This is a genomic window from Paenibacillus plantarum, assembly GCF_013141695.1.
Lineage (GTDB): Bacteria > Bacillota > Bacilli > Paenibacillales > NBRC-103111 > Paenibacillus_E > Paenibacillus_E plantarum.
The window spans coordinates 740,949-753,511 of record NZ_WHNY01000067.1 but is presented as its reverse complement, the minus strand read 5'-3'; the positions used below and the strand labels follow the sequence as shown (position 1 = coordinate 753,511).

The 12,563-nt window shown below is 39.6% G+C and carries 12 protein-coding genes; 2 read left to right on the top strand and 10 right to left on the bottom strand.

The features are described 5' to 3' along the window. Window positions 1-557: 557 nt before the first annotated feature. The gene (locus GC096_RS26275; protein WP_246302979.1) at window positions 558-938 is read right to left on the bottom strand and encodes a GNAT family N-acetyltransferase; all 381 of its coding nucleotides are present in this window, start codon (window positions 936-938) and stop codon (window positions 558-560) included. A gap of 25 nt (window positions 939-963) precedes the next feature. Here GC096_RS26275 and GC096_RS26270 point away from each other — a divergent pair, with 25 nt between their 5' ends. After that, window positions 964-1,281 carry an IS110 family transposase gene (locus tag GC096_RS26270; protein ID WP_312886347.1) on the top strand — a complete coding sequence of 106 codons (318 nt, stop codon included), beginning with the start codon at window positions 964-966 and terminating at the stop codon, window positions 1,279-1,281. A 565-nt stretch (window positions 1,282-1,846) separates the two neighbouring features. On the opposite strand, the gene GC096_RS26265 is transcribed toward GC096_RS26270, so the two are convergent. The 8 genes from GC096_RS26265 to GC096_RS26230 all read right to left on the bottom strand — a co-directional run bounded on the left by GC096_RS26265 (window position 1,847) and on the right by GC096_RS26230 (window position 11,618). Further along, entirely contained in the window at window positions 1,847-2,929 is a 1,083-nt protein-coding gene (locus GC096_RS26265; RefSeq protein ID WP_171634284.1) for an MraY family glycosyltransferase, read from the bottom strand. Between the two features lie 191 nt (window positions 2,930-3,120). After that, entirely contained in the window at window positions 3,121-4,716 is a 1,596-nt protein-coding gene (locus tag GC096_RS26260; RefSeq protein WP_171634283.1) for a DUF5050 domain-containing protein, read from the bottom strand. A gap of 149 nt (window positions 4,717-4,865) precedes the next feature. After that, the gene (locus tag GC096_RS26255; RefSeq protein ID WP_171634281.1) at window positions 4,866-5,246 is read right to left on the bottom strand and encodes a DUF6262 family protein; all 381 of its coding nucleotides are present in this window, start codon (window positions 5,244-5,246) and stop codon (window positions 4,866-4,868) included. Further along, window positions 5,239-7,212, bottom strand: a complete 1,974-nt coding sequence (locus tag GC096_RS26250) for a tyrosine-type recombinase/integrase (protein WP_246302978.1) — start codon at window positions 7,210-7,212, stop codon at window positions 5,239-5,241. The genes GC096_RS26255 and GC096_RS26250 overlap by 8 nt, the downstream gene beginning before the upstream one ends. Window positions 7,213-7,336: 124 nt before the next feature. Beyond that, window positions 7,337-8,491, bottom strand: coding sequence for a tyrosine-type recombinase/integrase (locus tag GC096_RS26245; protein ID WP_171634279.1), 1,155 nt, complete (start codon window positions 8,489-8,491; stop codon window positions 7,337-7,339). Between the two features lie 1,340 nt (window positions 8,492-9,831). Beyond that, the gene (locus tag GC096_RS26240; RefSeq protein ID WP_171634278.1) at window positions 9,832-10,218 is read right to left on the bottom strand and encodes a hypothetical protein; all 387 of its coding nucleotides are present in this window, start codon (window positions 10,216-10,218) and stop codon (window positions 9,832-9,834) included. 401 nt (window positions 10,219-10,619) lie between these two features. Further along, window positions 10,620-10,883: a hypothetical protein gene (locus GC096_RS26235; protein WP_171634276.1), complete on the bottom strand. Its 264-nt coding sequence runs from the start codon at window positions 10,881-10,883 to the stop codon at window positions 10,620-10,622. A gap of 435 nt (window positions 10,884-11,318) precedes the next feature. Then, window positions 11,319-11,618 carry an immunity 53 family protein gene (locus GC096_RS26230; RefSeq protein ID WP_171634274.1) on the bottom strand — a complete coding sequence of 100 codons (300 nt, stop codon included), beginning with the start codon at window positions 11,616-11,618 and terminating at the stop codon, window positions 11,319-11,321. 223 nt (window positions 11,619-11,841) lie between these two features. On the opposite strand from GC096_RS26230, the gene GC096_RS26225 reads away from it, so the two are divergent. Further along, window positions 11,842-12,042, top strand: a complete 201-nt coding sequence (locus GC096_RS26225; RefSeq protein WP_171634347.1) for a helix-turn-helix domain-containing protein — start codon at window positions 11,842-11,844, stop codon at window positions 12,040-12,042. Between the two features lie 172 nt (window positions 12,043-12,214). On the opposite strand, the gene GC096_RS26220 is transcribed toward GC096_RS26225, so the two are convergent. Then, window positions 12,215-12,523 carry a hypothetical protein gene (locus tag GC096_RS26220; RefSeq protein WP_171634273.1) on the bottom strand — a complete coding sequence of 103 codons (309 nt, stop codon included), beginning with the start codon at window positions 12,521-12,523 and terminating at the stop codon, window positions 12,215-12,217. Window positions 12,524-12,563 lie beyond the last annotated feature (40 nt).

The window sequence follows — 12,563 nt, the reverse complement described above, 5'->3', positions numbered from 1 at the left end:
TAACAGCTTCACGGTTCATTAGATATCAGGTAAAATAGGAAAAGCGCATGGTATCGTTGATCGAGCCCATAAACGTCAAAAACTGGGGGTTTGAAGTGTTGAAAAATCATATACGAGTAAATGGAAGATTGCTTCAAACCAACAAGAAGTTTTCCGCTTTAAAGCTGAGACAAAAAGAGTGGATAGCTTCTTTACTCAGAAGTAAGACGATCTCTCTGATACTCGAGCATCAACGACAATTAAAACGTCCAGAACGCGAACGGATATTACAGGAGACTTTAATTGCAATAGAGCAAAAGGGAATTTGGATACCTGATTGCGAAGTCCGTAGTTATTATGACAGCAAGATTCAGCGATACTATAAGTCATTTTACAAACAACAGGCATTATCTGAAGATAATTCTACTTCCTATTGAAAATGGAAAACTACCTACAAGATTGCCGATCGGTTAAGGCAGCTATTATTGATCGCCAAATACTATTTTGCTAATTAATACAGCCAGGCTGCCGATTACCGGCAGCCTGGCTTGACTTGTTGTACTATCGTTTCCGTAAGTTTAGTCTTCGAGTTTTTTAATATAATTCTTTTGATTCTTTGTAAAAATATAGCCTCGTCTCTCATAGAACCCGTGAGCATGAATTCGACTTGGGTGGGATAACAGTTTTATTCCAGAATATCCACTGTCCTTTCCCCATTGTTCCAGGTGATCAATCAAGATACTGCCTATACCCTGATTCCTGTAACTTTCTTTAACAACAAATCCTAGAACATTTATTAAGGAGTCGGAAAAAAGTAACTCATACGGGCTTCCATGAATATATCCTATTACCTCGGTGTCTTGTTCGTAAACAAAGATGATATCTCTAGTTTTCTTTGTAATGATTTCAATCTTCGCTCTTACTCTCTCTTGTAGCCATGGCAAAAGAAGGACAAACATTCTCCATAGATAAAGCACAACTGTCATAGGCATCGACATTGCCAAGGAGAAACATGCAGCACAAGCCATTAATTTTCGAGGTGTTGTCCTCACCAAGCGCCCTATTCTATTTTCGTATGACCTTGCTGGATATGAGCATTTAGAACAAAGTATTCGGAAATTACAGAAGATGCACGGCATGAATGACGTCGATGTGGGATTGGAGAGCACCGGTCACTACTGGTTCAATATTGCCAACTGGTTGGTGGATCAAGGCATTGATGTGGCAACCCTGACACGTAAATTGGCTCATTCGCAGGATCTCACAAAGAAAGCACGGAGTACCGAGATTTTTACGCTTTAGGGCATAGACCCGTTCCGTTAACGTTGATCGGACTCCACACCTTGGATAGATAGGACGAAGGAATGTGAGGGCAAAGACCCGTCGAGATTTGGGAGAGTAAATCCCCAAGGACCTTGTGGAGAGAAGCGTGCAGCATAACATCTTTATGGAAGATGTTGTAAACACATCAGCACCTTCTGTTCCCGCATGCGCTCTAACGGAACTACCTGCCCCACAAGACCCAAACAACTGAACTCCTATTTACCATGCATATTGAAATCCTGCGAATGAGCGAGCATTCGTGAGAAAATCCTTATTCTATGAGGGAGCTTAACGCTAACGCCAGTCTAATACTTTATTTTCCGAGTTTATCAAGAGCAAATTTTATAAAAATCAATAAATATAAGCTATTTCACATATTATCCATGATTAATATGTTCGAATAGTTTTTTTGAATTTGCGTATTCAACTAAAGTTATCCTTTAATTGAACTGCGGTAAGTAACGCTGTAACAAATGGCGCTGGCATTTATAAAAGGCCATCCTTAAATGGGATGGCCAACTACATTTGTTGAGCAATGAACAGATCAATTCTCATCACGAACTCGCCGTAACTTCCGGAGTAGTTCATAGAAAGGACGATTCCCTTTAAATATGCCTACTAATTCGGCACCAGCTAAAGTTAACAGGGCAATTATTAATAACAACATAACGAGAGTGATAGCAGATGTGGATGCTTTTGTCAGTAAAATGGCACACATACCAAGGAATGATGAGATGCCAAATAAAATGTACACCGTGCTACGACGACTAACCCCAATGTCTGTCAGTCTGTGATGAACATGTCCACGATCTGCCTCATATAGTGGACGACCTTGAATACCACGGCGCGTCATCGCAAGGAGGGTATCTAATAGCGGAACACCTAATATTAATAATGGAATGATAAAAGAAACGAAAACAGCTTGTTTGAAACCAAGTATTGATATAACAGCCAGTACAAATCCAAGAAATGCGGAGCCAGATTCACCCATAAAAATTGAAGCAGGTTCAGAGTTGAAAATATAGAAACCTGCTAAGCTTCCAAGCAAGGTTGCACTTAATATCAGTACTATCATATTTCCAGTTAACCCTGCAATAATACAAAGAGTAATACATGAAATCCCCGCGATCCCAGTGGCCAGACCGTCCAAACCATCTATCCAATTAAGGGCATTGATTAAACCCACAATCCATAAGACTGTTAATAATATTGAAAACCATCCTGGGAAATAAATATCTTGAGCAAATGGAATATGTACTTGGTCAACTGTGAAACCCGATAAGGCTACTGTCACGGCAGATAGAATTTGGCCAAGCAATTTCCACTTAGCGGACAAAGTGTAAACATCATCAAGCACACCTACTATTTCAATAATAAATGCTGAAACTAGTAACCCCCAAAAAGCGGGAAGTGACGGAATTATCTTAGGATACATAATAGAAACTGATGATATAAAGGAAATGAATATAGCTAGTCCCCCTAATCGAGGCATAATTGTACTATGCATTGTACGATGATTCGGAACAGCTACAGCACCTATCGCAATTGAAATTCGTCTTATTAAAGGTATTATTAGTACTAACATTATTCCTGAAATAATAAAACCGATTAGTGGTGAAACAAACATGCAATACCATCTCCTAGAATAGAATAATGCAGAATTCCCATTTTTTATAATACCATTTTCCAAGTTGCATGTGAAAGATTAATATGATTCATGATCAATCGACACAACATTGCAACAGGCTGCCGACCCGGCAGCCTGTTGTTATTATGCTAGCGCTCTGCGTCAGCTTTAACACTCTTACCGTATACCGACTAATTGTTGGACAACGTTATCGTCTGTATGCCGGATCCGCCGGAAGTAGCAACGAGAATCCCCTCGTCGGACGTAAGCACGCGCGAAATCGGATCCGTCACTTTCAACTGCAGGCGGCCTGAACTGTCCAGCAGTACGACACCGTAATCTTCCTTTTCGCCAAGCCGGCAGATGAGTTGATTGTTCAGAACTTGCACTTCGGAGACTGGCGTTGTCCATACGAGCTGGTCTTCTCTGTTCGGATCGGCCTGGTATAGATCGAATTGGTTCGTTTCCTTCTTGGTTGTGTAATATACGTTGCCATCAATGCTGTCAAACCATGACACAGAATGGTCGGACAGTTCCATTTCGCCCGTCCCGTCCAACGTAGACGAATATAATGCTTTGTCCTTGTCTTTTACATAGTATAGCTTGTTATTGATAATTCGGAACCAGTTGACACTTGTGTCGACAATCATTGTACTTTTATTCGTCTTCAAGTTGATTTTGTAAATTTTATTTGCGTCTGTTTGACCTCGTGAAGCCAGTACGTACACATCATCTCCAATAACGGTTGTGGAGGAATCCGCGCCATATCCTTCGCCGCCACCGTTGTAAGTAGCATGTACACCGTATTTCACGCCGGGATCTCCGACATTCTTACGGTTTGTTTCACTCCCCCCTGGTGGTAACAAATACAAGTTGCCACCTTCGAACGCCGAAGCACCGAGAAGAGTAACCAACGTTCCGTAAGACGTGTCACGGAAGTCCAAGTATCCTTTGTGTATCAGATCCGCTTTCCCGTCGTCACCGATTTTCACGAACTCATCGTGTCCCATGATAGCTCCGCCGAGGTGATAGGTAAACCAAAGCGTGTTGTTACGGATTTGAAAGGATAAATTCTTTTGCAGTCCATATGCGGTATCGATATTATAGAAATAAATCTCTTCCTTGTCGGACGGTTGCTTCACGGGAGCACGATATACATGGTTCGTCGTACCTGTCGTTTCTACAAAATAATAATACCCATTGTACAGGGCGACATCGTTCTCCTCGGCATACACGGGCAACTCGGCCATTTGTATCTGCGGGTTATGGGACGTGATGCTAAGACCGTCCACCGTATCCCAAATGTAGTCCCAGCTAAACTGGTCATGCGCGAACCTCCAGGTAAGGGGGAAGTACGTCACGTCCCGGAAGCTGAGGAGGGGATACTCCTCCTTAGCGTTGTCGATGACCTGACCGTTCACGGTAATGGCCGACGCTGGCACCTCCGCGTGATAGGATGCCGCATTACGGTGATCCGACTTGTAAGAGGCATAGGTCGAAGCCACCTGCCCTTGGTAAATCTGGAGCCCCTCCTGCTTGGACCAGCGGGCTTCCAGCCCCAGCAGCCGAGAATCGTACCATGTCATTGGGAAGTATGTGATCTCCTTATACACCAACAGGGGGTACTCGCGATACGCGTTATCCACCAAGTGTCCATTTAGTTTTACCTTATATCCTGGAATCGTCACCCTCACATCCGGCACATTGGCGTGCGCCTTCCCCGTATGGGCAAGCATAGGCAAACTCAGAAATCCGATCAGTGCGAATACAGCCCATATTTTCTTCATTTCCACTCCTCCTCCACATCAAGTATTACCTAATATTGGACGAATTTGGAAGGTAAAAGTTGCAACAATTTTTTATCTTCATCATATACAGATTAGTTAATCTTTACTTCTCATTTAGTTGCTTGCAGAAGAAGAGGAACAACATTTCCTCAAATCCTTTGATAGACCTCCGCATAGGAAAACTTAAGTTGTTCTCGCAACTTACTATTTTCTTCTTCGAGCTTCTTCATCTTACGTTTTAGCGAAGCAATGATTGCGTCCTTATTGTTTTCATCCATCTCTTGCTTGATTTGTTTTGGAGTCGGCACTTGAGCTTGCTGCTGACGAAGCGATTCAATACGCACGCGTATCTCAAGATGGTTATAGAGCGTTGCTTTGCTTACGCCAGAATCAGTTGCTACACTATTAAAATTGATGCCTTCCTTGGCTTTTACAAGCCGTCTAATCGACTCATCCACTCTTTGTATGGTCTTTGCTTTGCGAGCCTCATGAACCTGCTTTAGATGCTCTCTACGATCGTAATTAGACATGTTTTGCACCTTGCTTTCCTTTGATACGTTCTAACCGTCCAAAAACAATATTACCTTTCCTGATCGTCTCATAGATGCTGGTTAGACGATCAAGATTCTTTTGGTTTTTCTCCGCAATTTCGTCGCGGCCGTATTGTTTGGCAACTTCTATCATTTTTGAGGTGGATTGAATATGAATTTCGTACTTAGGTACGTCCATGTCAGATAGACCTACAGCTAAGTCTTTACAAGGGCTGCCGCCGTTACAAGTTAAACAAGGGGGTTCTTCCGCGTATGGGCAATTACCATTTACACGGGCCCGACAGGAGCCGTAGGGATTATCGATCGCATTTAGCTTCTGATCACGCCAGAGCGTTTCCAGAATATCGTATGGGATTTCTTCATCCTTATGGATCTCATGGATTTTCCCATTCATATCAAAGCTAAATACGCCTTGTTTGACAACTGTTTCAAATGCCTTGCGCTTAGTATTCTCTAAAAGTTTGGCATAGCGCATTGTCATCTCAGGAGAAGCATGCGCCAATAACTCCTGAACGATTAATATATCTGCTCCGCCGTTGAGCATCTTAATAGCATAGGTGTGACGAAATTGATGAGTTTTAAAGTAGAATACGTTTCCGCTTTCATCAGTGATATTCGCATTTCTTGCCAGGCAGTTCAATTTCTCTCCAACCCAAAATTGAGAATATGGTCTGCCTTTTCTGGAACCACGAAATCGAATGAAGACGTATTTATCCGGATTGTTGTCCTCATTGCTGTTCTCAATTGATTTTTTTATTAAAGCCGCCACCATATTAGCTAATTCATCATCAATTGGGATGCGATGGCCTTTCACATATGTCTTTTCAATATCAGTTTCAATGTAGTATTTTCCATTGATTCTTACTAAACAATCTTGTGTTAATCCCAAAACATCTGAAATGCGCAAACCAGTCTTGAATGCTATCCATACCAAAGGTTGGACCTCTGGATGCAAATAATTTAAGTTAGCAAAAAGTTGTTCTAAAACATATTCCGGTATGTAATCAATTTGATCGTAAGGTTTCTTTTTACGTTTTGGTCTGTCTTCGGGAAAAAGCAGCTGTCTTGTATTTGTTTTAGGAGCGATGTCATATTCATAACGCTGAATGTCATCCAAAAACTTACTTACAGCTGATAGATTGTATTTAATGTATGATTCAGGGTTTGAATTACGTCTTGTAAGCTTTTTTGCACTTTGGTGAAGCGATTCAATATATTTTAAAATATGGCTTCTTTGAAGATCTTTTAAGTCATTCCATAAAGGCTCTAAGTTGCAAATGAAGTTTAAGAATCCAGGAATAACATTCATATAAATTACTGCAGTAGACCAAGAGAAACTGTTTTTGTTTAAAAGACGTAGTTTAAAATATCCTTTAACATTACTCCGTATTGAGGGGTTCCTTATTTTTGAGAAGTCAACAAAATGTTGAGATTGTGACTTAATATAATTAATCCCATATGTAGCATGCAAAGTACGGATGTCCCAGCGTTCTTTATCCCATTCCTCGCGAGTATCACTAAGTTTAGATATAGTAAAATGCATATGTCTTAAAAAGTTGGTAATTGGACATTTGACTATTTGTTCACCATACACGTCATGGTTCTTTATGGTTTTTGTAAGAATATTTTGATTCTCCAACCAGAACAACCACTCCTGGTCCGCCTTATCAATGTTCAAATCTAGCAAAGATTCTAGTCGAGGATGTTTTTCATTAAGAAATCTTGTGAGCCGGTTTATGTTTGTGAAATTAGTTCCGAATAAGCTTGAAAATGACCATTCATCACTAAATAACTTGTGGAACACAACATACTTCATTTCAAGATTAACAAACGGATTATTAAATTCGAACCGAATGTTTTTATTAGATCGATTATATTTGTTTCGTTGATCATGAAAATTAGCTATTGAACCAATTATTTCTACAGTCCAAGTATTCTCAGTCATGAAATAGGGGTTCTCAATTTTGCGAAACGACACAGAACTATCATTATGAACTAACCGTTCTTGATAACTGGAAATCTCTTGTTTAAGCTGGTTATAATGGAATCTATTCGCATTCACATATTTTTTATTCTGTAATACCACTGTCAGTTATCTCCTCTGATTGTATATTACCAAGCTGAAATGCATGCTGAGCTTTCTCCCAATTCTCACGAATATCTTCTTGCGATGGATGGACATACATGTTCATAGTTGTTTGAATATTGGCGTGTCCTAATCGTTCCTGTACTTGTTTGATGTCCTTCGTTTGACGGTAGTATATTGTTGCATGCGTGTGCCGTAGCAAGTGAGGGTGAATGTGCATCCCTGTTTTCTTACATAGTACTTTAAATAAGGCGCGTACATCGCGGTCATTCATCGGTTGTCCAACTCGGTTTCCACGTAGTTTAACAAATACAAAATTCGTATCGATTTCGAGATCATCAATCACGTTGTATAGGTAGTCGTCATATAAATCCATTAGTCCCTGCGAAACAAACAATTCCCGTTCACCCGTCTTGAGTTTAGCACCGTTCTCCAATTCACCGCGGTCCGTTAAACGTATTCGATGGCCATTCTTGTGATTGAATACGAAGTCTTCCATGAAGAGTGATAATGCTTCCCCGATACGTAGTCCCGTTTCAAACAACAGCTGAATCAACAATCGATCACGAATGTTCGTTGTGGACTCGTAGATGTGTTCGACTTCCTCCTTAAGCAAAGCCCTAGGTTTTCTTCTTGGTTCTTTCAGCTTTAAAACGTTCTTACTAGTCGGTTTTCCTTCATTGACATGATGCAGGAATCCTTTATATTTACTATGACCACCTCTAAATACCTGTCTTACCAGTTTATCTACCATATCGTTTTGAATCTCTTGAATACGGAAAAAGTAATCATATAGGTTTGTTACCACTGTGATTATAAGATTCACTGATTTTTCTGTTCTTTTGGCTTCAATCTGATGTAAAGGAGTAACTTTCCCGCTTTCAAACGGATTACGCAACCAACCTACAAAGCTAGCAAGATCCTTAACACCTACTTCTTTATAATCTAACTTCTGCTCTTCAAGATAAGTAAAATACTGTTTTAATGCATAGCAATAAGTCTTAAGTGTGTTGTTACTTTTACCAGTCTGATCCAGGTATTTTAAATACTTCATCACAGGAACAACTGGAACACCTACCTCATCCAACAGTAAATATCTCTTTTTATTATCATTAAGAATTACTTCTTGTACTCTCACAACAACACCCCCAACGAAAGCCTTTATCCTCAATATATTAAATAATTTATACTAAGATTTAAAGCCAAAGTTAATATTTCTATTAAACAAAAAAATAGAGGAGATTAGCTCATATAATGAACTAACCATCCTCTATTTACGTTACTACAATTAACCGAGTCTAATACTTTATTTTTCAGTCTAACGGTTTATTTTGTTTTAACACATGGAACATAATCGAAGCGCCTTGGGATTATATACAGACCCGAAAAAGTCGATATCCCTGATGCTTCTCCTTATAGGTAGCAATTTTACTTATAAGGAAAAATAAAAACACGTGTCGCAGGTTCTAACGCCTAAGACACGTGTTTTTATTTGTTTCCAATTCGAAACTTTATATATGAAGAATAAGTTCTTAGCAAATGGACTTATTAAACAAGTGTAAAAAAGAAATAAAAGAACAATTATTCCGATTACTAGGCTTGCAATACCAAATTTGTTCTCATTCTTACTTCTCAACAGGGGGTAGATCATAATCAACAATACACCAGAACTCAACACTAGTAAGATTAATAATCTTGCGACTAACAACTCAATTTGCATATTATCAGTCCAAGCGGCGGCGCCACTCGCGGAATAGGAAGGCAGCCAGGTGGACGCTTAGGCGGAGCAACCAGATCATCGGGAAGAAAACCTGGGCGCCCTCCTCTAGGAACTACTAAAAAAGTATCACTAACACTTGCCAATGACACTTGGGACTGGATCGATCAACAGGCAGGAGATAATCAATCGGAGCGCATTCGTTATGTAATTGGTCGTGGGCGTAATCCAAGACCTGACTGGAGTAATGAAACCTGTCTTTAATAGTAGGTTTCAGACAACCATTAAAAACAAAAAAAACACCCGTCAAAACACGAAAACTAAGTGTTAGACGGAGTGTTTGTTTTTCTTGTAGAAAGGGATCTATATATTTCACTAACCCACATTTATCTGGGACCTCTAGAACCTGGTCCCCCCGGCCTCTCAGGTGGATCAGGTTTATCAACGGGAGCTGGGCGCGCTGGTCTAACATCAGGTTCATTCTCGGTATATTGTTGAAGTAAGTATGTACCACCAATGTGATATTCAGAATCATCTGGTAAATATATTTCAATTCGCAGAAGGTCTTCCCATTCTACAGAAGCATCTGTATAACAATCGAAATACAGTTCGTTTGCCGGCATTCGATAATTGACAGCTGAAGGAGTGATGGTAGTCAATGACCAAATCGCAATTTTAACTGTTGCATCTTCTGGACCAGATATTTTTCTAACACGTCTAGTTGTTATAAGCCCTCTTAGTTGAGAAATTCCTACTGTAACCTACAAATCTACAATATCGGTTTTAGTCTTAATGAAAAGTTTGCCTTTATTAATAATTGTATATGCCATCTTCACCCATGCAACAGGATTTGTCGGGACATAAAAAACGCTAGCCACATCTAATGCCATCTCAATAAAAATATTAGCTTCTAACCGGTGTTGACCGTATCTCCAAATGACTAAAAGAAACAAAATCGTATATACAATTAGAGCCATCTTTAATTCTGTAAATGTTTCAACAAACATACTTAACACAAGTGGATAGGTAGTTACCATGATAATTATTGAAATTAGTATTTTGCTATCTTGATGTACTTTGATAGGATTGTAAAAATTAGATATTACCTTTCTCATGAATGCTTTAAATTTCATTACTCTACCTTTCATGACAATTCTCCTTTGTCATTTTGTTTTGAATTGAACGAAAACGACAGAAAAAACCCGTCAACGGCCTATCCGTCAACGAGTTCTTCTCGGGTTTCGTTCATATTCATCTAAGTATACAGTAACCTTTTATATACAAAAAAACAATAGATTATCTAAACACTTCCAGTATGCCGACGCTGAATGAACAAAGTTTTGAATTTCGGTATCCCTAATATTCCGTAATGGATCTGGCAAACGATACACACGCGTATACATCTGCTTGTCCGCTATGAAACCCACTTGAGATAAAGTAAGCGTTGCTTTCTTCTATAGTTCCAGCAATAAAATACGGGGATTAACCGCAGGTAAGACACACCTTATCTTCGACTCCGTATGTATTCCAACAGAACTGATTTCACACATTAAGATATGCCGCCGATCAAACCGAGAGCCAACTCATTCCCGATATTATGATGGGTATCGCCGAACGCTTCGAGATTAATATGCGCTGCAGAGTATTCCTTGTATCGGTTCGTACCCGGGTTGACATGGATATGAATTCCATTAGGCATCGGTTCCACTGACCTGGATCGTGAAGATATGCCCCCCCCACCATCAATTCTTTCCTGTGCCGTTTGTCTTGTTTCAATGAAGGAGATAGCAGCGCGGCCATCTCTATAAGCCAATCTCGGCCCCATTAAGGTCTGCTTTGCCCTCCACGTGCATCTGCAAAAAATTACTTTAAATTCGGCAAAGTATCGTTAACGCTAAAGCGTTATTTAGAGTATAAAATTCAAGCGTGATGTGCGTACAACCGAATTAACTTTATAGCAGTATTACACGGGTTATGTGTGTTGATTGATATATGATAGCTTCATTCGGCCTGGTTGGGAGTCTTTTGACTAACCGCCGCTCATACTCTCTGAGCGGATATTTGTGTTGTTTGCGATACTGCGGCGGACAAAAAAGAAAACCACCCTGCGATGGATAGTCGCAAGGTGGCTGATGCTAAATATTCGCATTACTATGATGATTAACAGTTCTTAAATAATCTTAAATAACTAACAGGTACAAATAGAACAGTACAACAATAATAACGTGAATAATAATTTAGAAATTCATCAATTGTTTTCTCTTGAGTCATGCCATTTTTGAAAAATAATAATCATTTCTTCTAAGTTATTACTTCCGCCTCTCCCCTTAAATACATTATCAATAACTTTACAGTGAACCCAATCAGTTTCAGATCGTTCGATAATCAAGTTATCGAACATGCTATCCTCTAGTTCTGTATCTTCCACTCTGATGTCAATTGCCCATCCTGGGTTATCAAGAGTTGTAATTTTAACTCCGTAACCATGCTCCCAATCTCCATCACAATTACCTATATACCAGTTTTCCAACCATTTTAATACATTCATCTATAAATCCTCCTTTAAGGTATCTCCCACGGCTCTGCTGGTCTTACTTTACCTGGAGCTGTTGGGTCATTAAAATGCGGTGTAGCAATATCCATACCTGTAACTTTGTTATAATGACTGTCTCCAATACCATCATAACGTAATCCACGGTAAAAAAATGTATTTGGGTTTGTTGGACTGTACTGAGTGTAATATGTCTTATAATTAGTTACTTTTCCTCAAAATACCTGTTTTAATAAAGAAACACGGCATCCCTTTGCGTGAGCTTTCTCGATTAACTGACATACGGCATGCTGCCCTAAGTGAATTATCTAACGCCAAACGGCAAAACATTAACTTTCAGCACATTGAGCAAATCGCTGAATCGCTTGATATAACTGATATTCGTGAAATTATGGATTTAGTAAATAGGGATGATGAATAAGTCTTCATAGTTGGGCTTCAATTTCATTCTTGAGTTGTCGCCGATCATACTCTCTGAGCGGTTATTTGTGTTGTTAGCGATACAGCGGCGGACAAAAAAGAAAACCACCCTACGATGGTAGTCGCAAGGTGGTTAGAACACTCATTTAGGTTTACTGCCTTACTCTCTTTAACTATTTCCTCTTCTGAGGATAGTTTCCTAGTTCTTCTTTAATACCTTCCAACTCTGAGGATAGTTTCTCAAATAGTACCCTATTTTGGGGATCGTTACTATCTTTAAAGTTTGTACCGCCAAAAAAATCGTATTCCACATTCATAATACGTTTTTTTATTCGTTCTCCATCCTCATCAAACTTGCTCTCATAAAATGCATTAATTTTCTCCCTTTCGGAGAATGGAAATCCCACATATTCAATACTTAATTCAAAAACCTGAACAATTTCAAGTGAAACCTTCTTAAATTCGCTTTTTTTCACCCTCATTGTTGAATCCTCCTTCATTGAACATCCAGATACAGTCAGC

What these genes read in the sequence shown, in the direction of transcription:
- GC096_RS26275 (WP_246302979.1), bottom strand. Translation starts at nt 938, where the DNA reads ATGTTTGTCCTTCTTTTGCCATGGCTACAAGAGAGAGTAAGAGCGAAG.
- GC096_RS26265 (WP_171634284.1), bottom strand. Translation starts at nt 2,929, where the DNA reads ATGTTTGTTTCACCACTAATCGGTTTTATTATTTCAGGAATAATGTTA.
- GC096_RS26260 (WP_171634283.1), bottom strand. Translation starts at nt 4,716, where the DNA reads ATGAAGAAAATATGGGCTGTATTCGCACTGATCGGATTTCTGAGTTTG.
- GC096_RS26255 (WP_171634281.1), bottom strand. Translation starts at nt 5,246, where the DNA reads ATGTCTAATTACGATCGTAGAGAGCATCTAAAGCAGGTTCATGAGGCT.
- GC096_RS26250 (WP_246302978.1), bottom strand. Translation starts at nt 7,212, where the DNA reads ATGACTGAGAATACTTGGACTGTAGAAATAATTGGTTCAATAGCTAAT.
- GC096_RS26240 (WP_171634278.1), bottom strand. Translation starts at nt 10,218, where the DNA reads ATGAAAGGTAGAGTAATGAAATTTAAAGCATTCATGAGAAAGGTAATA.
- GC096_RS26230 (WP_171634274.1), bottom strand. Translation starts at nt 11,618, where the DNA reads ATGAATGTATTAAAATGGTTGGAAAACTGGTATATAGGTAATTGTGAT.
- GC096_RS26220 (WP_171634273.1), bottom strand. Translation starts at nt 12,523, where the DNA reads ATGAGGGTGAAAAAAAGCGAATTTAAGAAGGTTTCACTTGAAATTGTT.